This window comes from Klebsiella sp. JB_Kp004 (genome assembly GCF_040065795.1).
In the GTDB taxonomy this organism is placed as follows: domain Bacteria; phylum Pseudomonadota; class Gammaproteobacteria; order Enterobacterales; family Enterobacteriaceae; genus Klebsiella; species Klebsiella quasipneumoniae.
This window is the reverse complement of the sequence record NZ_JBEAKW010000002.1, coordinates 22,344-36,601: the sequence shown is the minus strand read 5'-3', so window position 1 is coordinate 36,601 and position 14,258 is coordinate 22,344. Positions and strand designations below refer to the sequence as shown.

8 protein-coding genes are annotated in these 14,258 nt (G+C 61.6%); all 8 read right to left on the bottom strand.

The window, feature by feature from the left end:
- Positions 1–62: 62 nt before the first annotated feature.
- The 8 genes from ABLX76_RS02280 to bcsR all read right to left on the bottom strand — a co-directional run bounded on the left by ABLX76_RS02280 (position 63) and on the right by bcsR (position 14,244).
- Positions 63–1,349 carry a dicarboxylate/amino acid:cation symporter gene (locus tag ABLX76_RS02280; RefSeq protein ID WP_023291290.1) on the bottom strand — a complete coding sequence of 429 codons (1,287 nt, stop codon included), beginning with the start codon at positions 1,347–1,349 and terminating at the stop codon, positions 63–65.
- A gap of 156 nt (positions 1,350–1,505) precedes the next feature.
- Complete coding sequence (gene hmsP, locus ABLX76_RS02275; RefSeq protein ID WP_044525008.1) at positions 1,506–3,512, bottom strand: biofilm formation regulator HmsP; 2,007 nt, start codon at positions 3,510–3,512, stop codon at positions 1,506–1,508.
- A 243-nt stretch (positions 3,513–3,755) separates the two neighbouring features.
- Positions 3,756–7,235: a cellulose synthase complex outer membrane protein BcsC gene (gene bcsC / locus ABLX76_RS02270; RefSeq protein WP_348873900.1), complete on the bottom strand. Its 3,480-nt coding sequence runs from the start codon at positions 7,233–7,235 to the stop codon at positions 3,756–3,758.
- Positions 7,217–8,326 (bottom strand): cellulose synthase complex periplasmic endoglucanase BcsZ, encoded by a 1,110-nt coding sequence (bcsZ, locus tag ABLX76_RS02265; RefSeq protein ID WP_261901967.1) that lies wholly within the window; start codon positions 8,324–8,326, stop codon positions 7,217–7,219. Before bcsZ ends, bcsC begins: the two co-directional genes overlap by 19 nt.
- Before the next feature lie 3 nt (positions 8,327–8,329).
- On the bottom strand, positions 8,330–10,687 hold the full coding sequence (gene bcsB, locus ABLX76_RS02260) for a cellulose biosynthesis cyclic di-GMP-binding regulatory protein BcsB (RefSeq protein ID WP_101997030.1): 2,358 nt from the start codon (positions 10,685–10,687) through the stop codon (positions 8,330–8,332).
- A 10-nt stretch (positions 10,688–10,697) separates the two neighbouring features.
- On the bottom strand, positions 10,698–13,316 hold the full coding sequence (gene bcsA / locus ABLX76_RS02255; RefSeq protein ID WP_023291295.1) for a UDP-forming cellulose synthase catalytic subunit: 2,619 nt from the start codon (positions 13,314–13,316) through the stop codon (positions 10,698–10,700).
- Positions 13,313–14,044, bottom strand: coding sequence for a cellulose biosynthesis protein BcsQ (gene bcsQ, locus ABLX76_RS02250; RefSeq protein WP_023291296.1), 732 nt, complete (start codon positions 14,042–14,044; stop codon positions 13,313–13,315). Before bcsQ ends, bcsA begins: the two co-directional genes overlap by 4 nt.
- An 11-nt stretch (positions 14,045–14,055) precedes the next feature.
- Positions 14,056–14,244, bottom strand: a complete 189-nt coding sequence (bcsR, locus tag ABLX76_RS02245; RefSeq protein WP_023291297.1) for a cellulose biosynthesis protein BcsR — start codon at positions 14,242–14,244, stop codon at positions 14,056–14,058.
- Between the last annotated feature and the right edge of the window lie 14 nt (positions 14,245–14,258).

Sequence of the window (14,258 nt, the reverse complement as noted above, 5' to 3'; positions counted from 1 at the left end):
GACCTCTAATTATGCGCAGGAGCCCGTACTCCAGCAAGGGAGTACGGGCCTAAGAGGAGGATTTAAGAGGATAATTCGTGCGTTTTGTTCGCGGGAACACGGTTATTCAGCACATCATCCATCTGTTTGGCATCGAGTTCTTTAACCCATTTCGCTACTACCACCGTGGCGACGCCGTTACCTACCAGGTTAGTCAGCGCACGGGCTTCGGACATAAAGCGGTCAATACCGAGGATCAGCGCCAGGCCAGCCACCGGCAAATGCCCGACGGCCGAGATGGTCGCCGCCAGCACGATGAAGCCGCTGCCGGTCACTCCCGCCGCCCCTTTCGAAGAGAGCAGCAGCACCACCAGCAGGGTGATTTGATGGAAAATATCCATATGGCTGTTGGTCGCCTGGGCGATAAAGACCGCCGCCATCGTCAGATAGATAGAGGTGCCGTCGAGGTTGAACGAATAGCCGGTTGGGATCACCAGACCCACCACCGATTTACGACAGCCGAGCTTCTCCATCTTGTCGAGCATGCGCGGCAGCGCCGATTCGGATGAGGAGGTCCCCAGCACGATCAGCAGCTCTTCGCGGATATAGCGGATAAATTTAAAGATGCTGAAGCCGGTGGCTTTGGCGATTGACCCCAGCACCACCACCACGAACAGGATACAGGTGATATAGAAGCAGATGATCAGCTGGCCCAGCTGCACCAGGGTGCCGACGCCATATTTACCGATGGTGAAGGCCATAGCCCCGAAGGCGCCGATCGGCGCCAGGCGCATGATCATATTGATGATGCCGAAGATGACCTGCGAGAAACTTTCAATGACGTTGAAAATCAGCTGGCCCTTGCTGCCCAGACGATGCAGGGCAAAGCCAAACAGAACGGCGAACAGCAGAACCTGAAGGATGTTGCCGCTGGCGAAGGCGCCAATGACGCTGCCCGGGATCACATCCAGTAAAAAGGCCACTACCCCCTGGTCTTTCGCCTGCTCAGCGTACACCGCCACCGCTTTCGCATCGAGCGTCGACGGGTCGACGTTCATCCCGGCCCCCGGCTGCACCACGTTGACAATAACCAGACCGATAATCAGCGCGATGGTGCTGACCACTTCGAAATAGAGCAACGCCACCGCCCCGGTACGGCCAACGGCTTTCATGCTCTCCATTCCGGCGATCCCCGTCACGACGGTACAGAAGATAACCGGAGCAATCACCATTTTAATCAGCTTAACGAAGGCGTCGCCGAAGGGTTTCATTTGCGCGCCCAGTTCCGGGTAAAAATGGCCCAGCAGAATACCGATCGCTATGGCCGTCAGAACCTGGACATAGAGGCTTTTAAAGATAGAGGTTTTCATAGGGTGTCCTTTGGGAATAACCACAGAGCAAGAAGGGATATTTGACGTCTGTGGCTTAAAAATAACACCCTGGAAACATTTCAGAAATAACTAACGCCGAAAGTGCAACGCGATTGTTAAAATCTTTGAGCTGACTCGCACAAGTCAACAAAACATTTACAAATTTGCATCTTCGCGGACCGGAGATAAATAGCGGGCGCTGAACGCCTCCTGCGGTAAAGCGCAACCGAACAGGTGGCCCTGGAGCACCTCGACGCCGGCGGCTTGCAACCAGCGATACTGGTCTTCCGTTTCCACCCCTTCCGCCACAATGCGCAGCGACAGGCCGCGCGCGAGCTGGATTATCGCCGGCACCATGCTGACATCCTCCGGCAGCATATCGATGAATACCTTATCAATTTTCAGAATATCCACCGGCAGAGCCTTCATCTGCTGCAGCTGGTGCAACCCGGCATAACCCATGCCAAAATCATCCAGCGCAATCCGCACGCCGGCCTCGCGCAGAGGCCGCAACCGCGCCATCACATCCTGCGGATCGTCCATCCGGCAGCTCTCCGTCACCTCAAGGATGAGGGTGCCCGGCGCAATGCGGTAGCGGGCGATCAGCTTCAGCATCTCCTCGCCACGGTCGTGCTCCAGCAGCTGGAGCAGGGAAACATTGACCGACAGCGGCAGCATAATGCCCTGGCTTTGCCAGGCGGCCAGCTGGCGGCAGGCCTCTTCCATCACCCAGTAGCCGACCGGGATAATCAGCCCGCAGGACTCAATGCGCTCAATCAGCGCCGGCGGTAGCGACCAGCTGCCATCCGCCTGCCGCTGGCGCAGCAGCACCTCGGCGCCGCAGAGCTCGCCGCTGGCGCAGGCCACCTGCGGCTGCAGCCAGATCGCGAACTGCTGGTTGTCGAGGGCGGTCATAATTTCGTGCTCTTCCATCAGGCGGCGCTGAGCCTTTTCCATCTGCTCGGGATCGAAGAACTCAATCTGATTTTTACCTTTGCGTCTTGCGGTGACCGCGGCCGAGACCGCGCGCCGGTAAAACTGTTCGGCGCTGAGACCGGGATGGAACATGGCGATCCCCACGCTGGCGTAGGGCCGCAGCTGCAGACCATGCAGCGGTAAACGTTCATTAATAATAGTGAGCACTTGCTTACTTATCGTCACCGCCTGCCAGGATTCGGCGAGGCCATCGGCGAGAATGGCGAAGTCATAGCCGCTTACCTGGGCCAGCACCATCTGCGGCGGGATCGCGGCGCGCAGCTTCTCCACCAGCGTCAGGAGCAGCATTTCGCGCTGGCTCTCCTTGAGCACGCCGGCGGCGTCCTGCAGGGTTTCACAGGCGACGACGATCAGCGCGGCGCTCTGCGGGCGGGCCACCGTCTGCTCCAGCATCGCCAGCAAAAAGGCTTTATTCGGCAGCTCGGAGACCGGGAAGCGGGTCGACTGGATGGACAGCTCATCATGCTGGCGCACCAGGCTCTGCTGGTTGCGGTTATAGCTGCGCACCAGCATGCCGATCTCGTCGTCATGGTGCAGGCGCGGGAGGGTCAGCTGATGGCCAAGACGCTCCTGCTGGGAGAGATCGTTCAGCTCGCGGGCGATACGCCGCAGGGGGCGAACCATCAGCCGGTTGATGCACCAGGTGAGCGCCACCGTCAGCATCAGCACCAGAAGTAAGTAAGCAGTCACTAACGTAGCAAGGGCGCTCATGACGAATTTATACATGCGATAGGAGTCGGCCTGCAGCACCAGATAGGCCAGCGGCTGCGGGTTGGCCGGCCGCTCCAGCGAATAAATGGGCAGCGAAATCTGCACCGGCAGCTCAAACAGCCGGGTGATGGTCACCGGCACCGACCGCTCAGGGATAAACCGCATCCGCAGCGCCTGGAACTGGTTGGGCAAGACGACATCCGCCCGGCTGACGATGCCAGCAGGCTGGATACGGCTTAAAATGGCTTCCGCTTCCGGAATATCGGCTTTCAGAATAGCCGCAGACAGCGGTTCGCGAACGGATCGCGCGATACTTTCTAACTGCGTGGCCGTGGTAAAGCGACTCTGTTGCACAAAGTGAAACAGCAAAATAGTGCAAAAAACCAATACAAAGGCCATGGACACGCTCGCGACCATCGCCATCTGTTTGATTGTAAGTGAACGGCTGACGCGCAACGGTGTTCTCCACTGATACTGAATGCATACCCGGCATTAATCCTTCAATCCCGGTCGTTTCAGGCTGATTATATACTTAAATCCTTCGCCCACGCCCGCGAGGGATGAAGTGACGGGATAGCTCCGCGCGGTGGCGCAGACGCCGGAGAGACCTCCCCGGCGGCCGACGGTGGGCAACGCCTCACGAGTATACGCGAAGCGCGCCGTGGAGTGGTGCTCTGTGACGTAATTCAGCCTATTCTGCTACCAGTCGGCGTAAGGCACCAGCGGCTGGGGCGGCATATCCAGATCCCCCTGCCAGCCGGCCGCCGAATAGCGCACGTAAAGCAGCGCATGGCTCGGGGTGTAGTCCTTCGCCTGCTGAATATCGACCGCGGCGCCAACGAACCAGTTGCTGGTCACCCGCCGCTCCACCAGCGCTCTGGCGGTGTAACCGAATCCCTGGCTGCTGCCGCCCTCCTCCGTCAGTTCGCTGGCGCGCTGTCGGTAGTCGGACGGGATCAGGTTCAGCAGCGGATAGCGGGCTTGCGTCTGGGTACGCGAATGGGACCATGATACCGATCCGCCGAGTTCCCAGGACCAGTTCTCCGTGCGCTGTCGCCAGGTCACCGGCACAGCGAACGAGAGATACTCCTGCGGGCTGTAATAGCCACCCTGGCCGAGGGTGTAGCCGCTGAGATCTTTGTCGTAGTGCCAGATCATATTGTTGAGGCCGACGGTGACGCGACGATTATTCTCGTTAATCACCTTATAGTAGTAGCCGGTCATCCAGCGCACGCGCCAGTTATCCGCCACGTTTTTACCGGTCAGCGAGTCGGCCCCCAGCGAGGACCAGATACCGTGCGCTTCGCCCCGGTCATAGCTGAGGCTCACACCGCCGCCGTCGGCGCGAACGCCGCCCCAGGTGGTACCGGTATGGCTGTTGCTGTCTTTCTGCCCGCCAAAGGAGAGCAGCGAGCTGGAGATGGGACGCCGGTGCACGTTGACCGTGTATCCCACCGGCCCGACGTCGCTGCTGTAGCTCAGGCCGCCGACCACATCGACGACATTGAAGCCCATCGGCGTGGTGCCGATATCGCCGCTCCAGGTGTCATTCTTCCAGCCGACCGCTACGCTGGCCCCACTGTCGGTCTGATTTTTACTGCCGCTGGTACAGGCGATCTCCCCGCAGGTGCCCCAGCTGGGCGAGTAGCTCCCGTCGCTGTGGGTGGAAAAGCTGCCGGCATCCATATTGACCAGGTCGGTGCGGAAGAACATCCGGCCATCCGCCAGCGGGGCATCCACCTGCAGCATGGTGGTATGCGCCTTGAGGTCGGAATAGCCGCCGGTGCCGCTGGATCCCCAGAAGTCGTGTTCCAGGGTGACGTTCAGATCCTGCTGGCGATAAAGGTCGGCGGCATCGCTGCGGATCCCGCGCTTCAGCCAGTCATCCCGGCTGTCGTTGCGCGTCAGCCGGGTAAAGGTATCGTTATCCTGCGGCGGCGCGGGGGTGATGCCGGAGGCCACCATCGCCTCCCGGTAGTGGGTCAGCGCCTGCTGCGGCTCCCCGTTCCGGGTGGCAAAGCGCGCGGCATCGCGCAACACCAGCGCGCTCTCCATCGAGGGCGGCTGCGCCTTCGCCTGCGGCACAATCTGGTTAAAAATCTGTTGGGCGTCAGCGGTATCGCCAAGGCCGGCTCGCGCCAGGGCGACCCGCCGCTGCATATTCATGGATTCGGCCTCTGCGCCTTTCAGCTGCATGACCTGCGCCCGGGCGGCCTGTTTATCGCCCTCGGCCAGATAGACTTCCGCAAGGCCGAGGCGCGCATCGCCGTTGTCGGCTTCCTGACGCAGCACCCGCTGATAGTCGGCAATCGCCGTCTGGTTGTCCCCGCGCTGCTGGGCCCAGTCGGCCAGCGTCAGGTCATAGCGCACCGAGGCCGGCTGCTGTTTGATGAGGGCGATCGCCTGCGCTTCCTCGCCGCTGTCGCGCAGCTGGTTCGCCTGGCGCAGCACCCGGTCGCTTTGCAGACGCGCCTCCAGTTCACGAATGTTATCCGTCCATGCGCTGCGCGGCAGGGCGGCGATTTGCGCCAGCGCCAGATCGTCCTGGTCGTTCCCCGACAGGTAAAGCCCCGAGGCGTAGACCCGTTCAGCATCCTGCGGCTGGCGGTTGACCATCGCCCGCATCAGCGCATCGGCTTCCTGCCGTTCGCCGGCGCTGACCAGATCCCGCGCCAGACGATAGGTGATCCACACGCTGTCCGGATCGAGCGCCAGGCGCCGACGCTGAACTTCCGCCGCCTGCGCCCAGTTGCCCTGACTCTCCAGAGCCTGCGCCTGTTTCTCCAGCCGGTCGTTGTTCAGGCTGCGTTCGATATCATCGATGCTGCGCCGCTGGGCGGCAGGAAGACCAGCGATCCAGGCGCTGGCTTTCTCGGGCGATTCAGCGCGATAGAGGTTGGCCAGGCCGCGCACCGCCAGATTATTCCCGCGATCCAGGCGCAACGCCTGCTGATAATAGCGCTCCGCCGCCGCCGACGCTTCGCGCGCCGCCGCGACGTCGCCCAGCCCCAGCACGGCATAGCTGTCGGTCCGATCGACCCGCTGCGCCTGGGCATAATAATTCTGCGCCTGTGAAAGCTGACCGGCCTTCAGGGCGTTATCCCCCTGCTTGATCAGCAGCCAGTAGCGGTTGGTTTGCAGCAGGCTGTCCCATTTGCCGCGATTCGGGCTGTCGGGATCCATGGCAATCGCTTTATTGAGCTGGGCCACCGCCCGCGCGCGGTCGCCGCGCTGGGAATAGGCCTGGCCGAGGGCGCCCACCGCATCGCTGTCGCGGCTGTCGGCCTGAACGGCTTTCTGCAGATCCGCCACCGCCTGCGAGGTATTTCCGGATTTGACCGCCGCCAGCCCTTCCGAGCGGGCGCGGAACGTCGGATCCTGCAGCTGCGCCTGCTGCTGGTCAAGCAGGACGCGGGCGTTCGCCGCCACCGAGCCGGTAGGAAACTGCAGCAGGAATTGCTGCAACGCCTGCACGCTGGCTTTGCTCACCGGCATGCTTTTCACTTCGCTGAACCACATATCGGCGGCGATACCGCGTCCTGAGGCTGAGCGGGCCATTTCCGCCAGATAGGCGAACCCTTCCTGCGGTTTGTTATCGGCAAACATCTGCTTCGCCAGCGCCGTCAGCAGGCTGACGTTGCCCGGCGCGCTGGCGTTCAGTTTTTTCAGCTGGCTGACGCCTTCGCTATGACGGGCCGGCAGGCGCGCCACCAACGTCCAGTATTCAATAGCGGCATCAACATCATCCGGCACGCCGCCGAACAGTTTTTCATAGGCGGCGATGGCTTCATCGACCTTCCCGGCCACGCCCAGCAGTCGCGCCTGCTGCAGCGCCTGACGGCCCTCGCCGGTGTTGCTTTTCATCTCATTGCGCGACGCCTTCAGCTCAGGGGAATCCGGCGCCAGCTTCGTCAGTCGCTCCAGCTCTTTTTGCGCCCCGGCGGTATCCCCCTGGCGCAGCAGATAGCGCATCCGCGCGGCAATCAGGTCCGGGTTGTTGGGGTCGATCAGCTCCAGACGGTATAGCGACTGGCGCACCAGGTCTTCACGATTGCTGGCCTCGCCGAGGCGCACCTGCTCCAGCAGATGTTCCTGGGCGGGCGTCGTCGTCGCCTGCGCTAACGGCAGCAGCGCAACGCCGAGGGACAGCGTGAGTAAACTTAGTGAGAGCTTGCGCATTCCTGGTTCCAGTCAGGTTGTAATTCGCCACCCGCAGTGAAACGAAAACGGTGTTGATCCCAACCCTGACCGAACAGCGTCAGGACCGCGCTGTAGTAGGCATCCGCGCCGGGATAGTTATCGGCGACGCGCTGTCGTTGCACCGACCGGGCCTCGTCGTTCTGTAAAAACGGCAGCATCACCGCGGAGAAGCCCACCGGCCCCTGGCCGCTGGTTTTACCGGTGGCGATATTCACTTTCTCCGGCGGTACCCCCAGCTCCGTGGTCTGCGCCGCCATCGGCGCAAAGCGGGCCAGCAGACGCGCTTTTTGCTTATCGCCATCATGAAGCATGCCCACCCACAGGTAGACGCGAATCGCGTCATAGCTGCCGATCAGCGGCTTCTCCGTTTTCAGCTGCCAGCCTTTCCCTTTCTCATAGCGCACCCAGTCCGGGGTAAAGCCTTTCGGCGCGGTCTCCAGCAGCAGACGCAGGTTCGTGTCGCGCAGGGTGGGCCACGGCGCGCCAAAACGCACAAAATAGGTGGCCAGCTGCGGCGGAAGATAGCTGGGGTTAAACCGCCAGCCGCTGTCGTCGGCAAAACCGACTTTTCCCGGCAGCAGCATCGTGCCAAGGCCCGGCACCGCCACCGTCTCTTCGTCGACAATCTGCGCCAGCAGCGCTTTCCCGGTCTCGGTGTACTGCGGCTGCTGCCACAGGCGGCCCGCCTCCAGCAGCGCCCAGGCTATCCACAGATCCGAGTCGGATGCCGAATTGCTGTCCAGCAGCGTCCACTGTTCGTCGTCCTTTTTCCCCCACAGCCAGCCCGGCAGATGCTGCCGCAGGTCGCCCTCCGCCAGGTTGTTCTGCGTCCAGGTCAGCAGCTTGTCGAACCCCGCGCGATCGTTGGCCGCCAGGGCAAAGAACAGGCCATAGCTCTGTCCTTCGGAAGTGGAAATTTTGCGCGCATCGCTGGGGTCGATCACCCGCCCCTCGGGGCTGACGTACGCTTTCTTAAACTGCTCCCAGGCGGGCCACTGGCAAGCGGCGCTCGCCTGGCCCGCCGCCAGTACCAGCGCGGAGAGCACCGCGCCGCAAAGTACTTTCATCATCGTTTATTCATCATCCAGGCTAAGGCGGCGGCGGCTGATAATGCGCAGCATGCGCCACAGCACCCACGCCAGCAGCACGATACTGACCGCGGCGAAGATCGCCAGCAGTATCGGGTGATTAGAGAGCGCGAACCAGATGCGCTCGAACCAGGGCAGATGGCCAACATAGTAAACATCGCCCACCCGCAGGCTGTTGACGCCGGATTCACGGATCACCGCCACCGAGCCAAACATCGCCGCCCGCTTACCGCTGTCGTTGAGGGCGTTGGTCAGCAATTCATTACCGCGCGGGCTGTCGGCCAGCAGGGCCACCACGCTACGCTGATCGTTGTAGGGCGACTGGAAGCCAATCACCGCCGCCATCGGTCCGGAAGAGGTGATGTCGGTGCGGGTGTTGGGCGTGCGGGCCTCGTCATCGGGATAAATGCTCGCCAGGTCATAGTGGCGCATCGGCATTTTCACCCAGCTTTTGGTCGCCTCGACCAGCAGGTTGATTTTGGTATCGTCCTTGAGAGACGAAGGGATCGCGCCGATCAGCAGCAGATCCGCGTCTTTATTCTTGATCTGGTTGCCATCGTCGGTCATTTGCAGATTAATCGCCGCCAGGCCGGTCTGCGAACCGATGCCGCCCAGCGCCTGCAGCAGCGTCGCCACCTGGCCCTGGGTCGGCGCCTTCGGCACCACCACCAGGGTGTCGGCGAGGTCAGCCATTCGGCTGTAAGGGAAGCCCGCATTGGCGAAGACGCGCAGGTCCGGCAGCGCAATAAAGTGATAATACTTCGAGAAGTCGATGGTCGAATCGTCGCCGATCACCACATGGTTCTGCACCGGCTGGAAGGTAATACAGTTGTCGATGGAGCCGCCGGGCATCGGGTTCATGTACTGGAAGTCAAAGCGCAGCTGGTTCACCGCTCCAAGACGCAGCGCGGGGATGGTGACCTCCGATTTGCCGTCCAGCAGCCCCTGCAGCACCGGCAGGCGCAGGATCAGTTTGTTCACGTCCTGGGAGCTGTTAAGGCTGAACGACTGCAGGAACTGGTCGTTGAGGCTGATATCCATCCGCGAGCTGTCCTTCACCGGCGGCATGGTGTAGCGATATTTCAGATCCATATCGATGCCGTTGGCCCGCAGCAAATAGAGATCCGGCGGCAGGTTAAGCGCCACGGTGATGGCATCCGGCACCAGCCCGCTGGACTGCAGCTGTTGCTCATAGGTTTTCAGCTCAGCAAAGGTGACCGAGCGGTCGGTGCGCACCCAGTTTGGCGCATCGTATGGCTGCCGCGGCTGCAGGGTTTTGATGCCGTCCACGGTAACGCTGCTGCCGCGGAACAGAATATTGCCCTGGGCAATCCCCTTCGCCGCCAGCAGCAGGTCTTTATCATCGCGGCCGAAAATCACCAGCAACTTGACGTAAGGATCGTTCGGGTTGTCGATCATTTCGATGGTCGGCGCGTTGACCGGCGGATGATCGCGCAGGAAATCCGGACGCTTGTCGTTGGTGGCGAAGACAATGGCGTTACGATCCGGCAGTTCGTTGAAATAGACCGGGAACTGCTGGCCGCGCCAGCCGGCCTTGCTGCCGAACCATGAGGCGATAATCGCCGCCGCCTGCTGCTGGGCCACCGCCGGCGAACCCGGGAAAATCATCGGCAGCGTCAGCGGGCGGTTGTCGCGCGGATCGTAGAACGGCACCGGGAAGTGCGACAGATCGTTATGCACCTTCAGCGACTGGTAGGTGAGATCCAGATAGCTTTCGCGCCCGACGTCCAGCCACAGCGTGCTGCTGGCCGGGTTTTCGCAGACATCGCGATAGTGGCCGACAAACTCCAGCCGTATGCGGTTGAAGTCGGTGATATACAGCGGGTCAATCGGCAGCTGCGCGCGGATCTTTTTCCCCAGCTGCTCTTTGGTGACGGGCAGGACGCCCATCAGCTCATCGTTGAGATAGACTTTCAGCTGCGACTGCACGGGCAGCAGCGAGGGCGACGGGGTATATTCCAGATTGAGCAGCGCGTTGGCGACCAGCTCATCGCTGCGCATGCCGAATTCGACCGAGGCGTCAGGCCGTGAGCCGCGCAGCACAATGCTGCCCGGAGGCGGCGCGATGGTGGCAAAGGTCAGCTTCACCTCCCGCTGCGGGATATTCTCGGCGACCACCGCCGGTGCGGTCGGTTCGGCGAGGGTCGCCGTCGGCTCGCCAATCGTCACCGGCGCGGGCGCGGGCGCGGGCGGGGTGGCCGCCTGCGGCTGAACGCCAGGAGCCGGGTTCACCACGGCGGCCGGCGCCGCGTAAGAGGCCAGCGGATACCAGCTGCACATGCCCACCGCTACTGCACACATCCAGGAAAGTTTTCTTTTCATCGCATTATCATCATTGTTGAGCCATTGCCGGGTCTGCGGAGAGCGTCGGCGCGGCGCGTTCAGGGCGTCGGGGTACAAACGACACTATCCATGCCACCAGCGAGGTGAGCGCGCGGAAAATGACCTTCACCGACGGCGGCGAAAACTCCGCCAGGTGACGGTAACCACGGAATCCCAGCTTGAGGATATCCAGCAGGCTTTCCATCGGCTTATCTTCCGGGAAGCTATCCTGCCAAAGCGCCCACGTATCGGCGCGGGCAAACGTACACTGCACAAAATCGATATGCTGCTGGTTGGTCAACGGCAGCAGCTGCAATCCCACTTCGTTGCCGTTTACCCGCGCGACCCGCACCGGGAAGACATACTCCTGCTGTCCCCGTTTGAGCAGCAGCCTGGCGTTCTGCCCCTCCAGCACCTGCGCGTCGCTGTGAATTTTGATCCCCAGCCCGCCGTCGGAATAGTCGTGAACGGTGCAGGAGAACAGATGGCCGTCATCGCGGGCGATGGCCGCCGGCATGCTCATTTCGACACGATGCGACCGGCGGACCTGCTTGCTTTCGACCGAGACCGCCACCGCGCCGCCAAGAATAATCAGGTTGTAGAACACCCAGACAATACTCACCCAGACGGTGAGAATTTCGTTTTCCGGGCCGTACATAAAGCGCCAGATCCCCACCGCGACGCCGACCAGGTTGAGCAGCACGAGGTAGATATAGGGCCGGGAGATCACCCAGTCGACATACTCCTCTTCCACCAGCCCACCCTTCGCGGTGACGTTGAATTTGCCTTTATGCGGGTTAATCAACGCCACAAAGGTGGGCGGCGCGATATACCAGGCGAGCACCGTCTCGTAGATTTCACTCCAGAACGAATGGCGGTATTTGCCCTGAATCTTCGAGTTGGTCAGGCTGGCGTGGATCATATGCGGCAGCACGAACAGCGCGATCATCAGCGCCGGCGCATAAATGATATAGGCATGGAGCAGCAAAAAGGCCAGCGGCGCCGTGAGGAAGATGAGGCGCGGAATACCGGAGAGGAAGTGGAGCATGGCGTTGGCGTAGCAGACGCGCTGCGCCAGCTTCAGCCCCTTGCCAAACAGCGGGTTATCGAGACGGAAAATCTGCACCATGCCGCGCGCCCAGCGGATGCGCTGGCCAATGTGCGCCGACAAACTCTCCGTCGCCAGCCCCGCCGCCTGCGGAATACGCATATAGGCGGAGGTGTAGCCGCGTCGGTGCAGGCGCAGCGAGGTGTGGGCATCTTCGGTCACCGTTTCGACGGCAATGCCGCCAATCTCGTCCAGCGGGCCGCGGCGGATCACGGCGCAGGAGCCGCAGAAGAAGGTGGCGTCCCACATATCGTTCCCGTCCTGCACCAGGCCGTAGAACAGGGTGCCTTCGTTCGGCGTTTTGCGAAAACGGCCAAGGTTGCGCTCAAAGGGGTCTGGCGAGAAGAAATGGTGCGGGGTCTGCATCATCGCCAGCTCTTTCTCTTTCAGGAACCAGCCCATGGTCATCTGCAGAAACGAGCGCGTCGGCACGTGGTCGCAGTCAAAGATCGAGACAAACTCCCCTTTGGCGTATTTCAGCGCATTGTTGATGTTACCGGCCTTGGCGTGCTCATGGCTGGTACGGGCGATGTAGTGCACCCCGACATCTTTGGCAAACTGGCGAAACGCTTCCCGTCCGCCGTCGTCGAGGATCCAGATGTTGAGCTTGTCCTTCGGCCAGTCGATGCCCTGCGAGGCATAGATGGTGTTTTTCACCACGTTGAGATCTTCGTTGTAGGTGGGGACGAAGATATCCACCGTCGGCCACAGATCCATGTCCTCCGGCAACGGCACCGGTTGGCGGTTCAACGGCCAGACCACCTGGAAGTAGCCCAGCACCAGCACCACCCAGGCGTAGGTTTCGGCGAACAGCAAAATAATCCCGCACACCAGGCTTACCGGGTCGTTCCAGTTCAGCGTCGAGGTGTAGCGCCACCAGATATAGCGGCACGAGACCGTCAGCGACAGCACGATCAGCATCAGCGCCGAGAAGCGGCCGGGGATGCGCCGCACCAGCAGCGCCACGCCCCACAGCAGCATCAGGAAGATAAATTGCGACAGCGGGTTAAAGGGCTGCGTAATACACATCAGCGCCAGCACCAGCGAGCAGCAGGTCACCACTCCGAGGATTGCCCGGCGCAGTTTAGGATTGAGGTGCGCCAGCTCTTTCTGTTTATCCAGATGGCGGGTGCGGGCGTTAACCTGCTCAGGCAGTTTCTCCATCCATTGCGCGTAGCGACCGTGCACCCCTTCCAGCGCCGCCAGCGAACGCCAGTTGACCTTTTTCTCCGGCTCCGGCACGCGGGTCGCCAGCAGCCACAGGGATTGCAACAGATAGCGCAGCGGATCCAGGAGCCGTGGCCGGTGCGGATTAATATGGGGGAAATAGGTGTCATGGTGCGCCAGAATCGCCTGCCAGCGCGGCGTCTCCAGCGGCATGAGCGCCCAGACCAGCGATGCCCACAGGCAGCCAAGCGACGCCGACAGCCAGGAGGCGCCATGCTGCCGGTAGTCGTCATAGCGCGCGCGCAGCCGTTCCCCCACCGGCGGGGCCAACAGCAGCGTGCTGAGGCGGATCATACCGGCCTCCCGCCGGCATAGTGGATCAGGCACCAGTTCGCCAGGGTCAGCACCTCTTCCGCCGCCAGAGAGTCCTGGCGATACTCCCCAAGGGGCTGTTTCGCCGCCAGGCACTCGGCCATCGCCTCGTCGCGGTGAATGGTCACCGGCAGGATCCGCGGCTGGCTCTCGAGCCACAGCTGATAGAGATCTTCCTGCAGCTGGCTGCCGACCCGCAGATCGTTAATCAGAATATCGCTGTTGGCCGGAAAGGGCTGCTGGTGCAAACGGATATGGCTGTTGGCGTCGGGATGGACCACCACCAGCGAGCGGTCGCAGAGCGTCAGCAGCTCGCGGGTCAACGGCGAATAGCCCGCCGGCAGATCCAGCAGCAGCCAGCGGTACTGGCCCTGCAGCTGCTGCACCGCCTCCGTCATCGCGCCCAGGGTGGGCAGCAGCTGGTCGACGTTTTCTCTTTCGCCCGCGCTGAGCTGGCCAAACGGCAGCAGATCGATATGTTGCGTATAGCGCAGACCCGCGTCGCGCCAGTCACGGCCGTCAAGCAGCGACCGGGCCCAGCCGTCCTGATGATGGATATCGGTGTTGAAAAAAAAGCGCAGCATATTATCCGGGCTGGCGTCGATCGCCAGCACGCTTTCACCGAGCAATTGCAGCGCCCAGGCGAGTGCAGCCGTAATGGACGTGACGCCAGTTCCCCCGCGCACGCCCTGTAACCCCAGAATAGCCATCTCCGGCTTCCTTATTTTTTCTCTGCAAACTCTGCCAGCAGCGGCCAGCGCTTCAGCGCTGCGTTCAGCTGTTCACGCCTCGAAATATCATGATAATCAATATCCGGCAGGGAAAATGCCCGGCTTAGCGCCAAAAAATCATTTTGAAAGGTGTACCCCAGCGTGGCGTCCGTGGGTACGACAGGATCTTTTGCTGGCATATCTCTGTCCGTTC

Bases quoted from the DNA above. Each gene is read 5' to 3' on its own strand.
- ABLX76_RS02280 (WP_023291290.1), bottom strand. From the start codon at position 1,349: ATGAAAACCTCTATCTTTAAAAGCCTCTATGTCCAGGTTCTGACGGCC.
- bcsC (WP_348873900.1), bottom strand. From the start codon at position 7,235: ATGCGCAAGCTCTCACTAAGTTTACTCACGCTGTCCCTCGGCGTTGCG.
- bcsZ (WP_261901967.1), bottom strand. From the start codon at position 8,326: ATGATGAAAGTACTTTGCGGCGCGGTGCTCTCCGCGCTGGTACTGGCG.
- bcsB (WP_101997030.1), bottom strand. From the start codon at position 10,687: ATGAAAAGAAAACTTTCCTGGATGTGTGCAGTAGCGGTGGGCATGTGC.
- bcsA (WP_023291295.1), bottom strand. From the start codon at position 13,316: ATGATCCGCCTCAGCACGCTGCTGTTGGCCCCGCCGGTGGGGGAACGG.
- bcsQ (WP_023291296.1), bottom strand. From the start codon at position 14,044: ATGGCTATTCTGGGGTTACAGGGCGTGCGCGGGGGAACTGGCGTCACG.
- bcsR (WP_023291297.1), bottom strand. From the start codon at position 14,244: ATGCCAGCAAAAGATCCTGTCGTACCCACGGACGCCACGCTGGGGTAC.